The sequence below is a fragment of the Leifsonia sp. SIMBA_070 genome (assembly GCF_046534635.1).
Lineage (GTDB): Bacteria > Actinomycetota > Actinomycetes > Actinomycetales > Microbacteriaceae > Leifsonia.
On sequence record NZ_JAWRYK010000844.1, the window covers coordinates 1 to 241 of the forward strand.

General features: G+C 50.6%; 1 protein-coding gene. It reads right to left on the reverse strand.

Annotated features, from left to right (window positions below; translation table 11 throughout):
- Positions 1-241: serine hydrolase (locus SB754_RS22600; RefSeq protein ID WP_410784509.1), on the reverse strand; the 241-nt coding region annotated here is incomplete at both ends.

A 241-nucleotide genomic window follows, 5' to 3' on the forward strand; every position in this document is an offset into this window, starting at 1 on the left:
GCAGAAGTGGTCCTGCAACTTTATCCGCCTCCATCCAGTCTATTAATTGTTGCCGGGAAGCTAGAGTAAGTAGTTCGCCAGTTAATAGTTTGCGCAACGTTGTTGCCATTGCTGCAGGCATCGTGGTGTCACGCTCGTCGTTTGGTATGGCTTCATTCAGCTCCGGTTCCCAACGATCAAGGCGAGTTACATGATCCCCCATGTTGTGCAAAAAAGCGGTTAGCTCCTTCGGTCCTCCGAT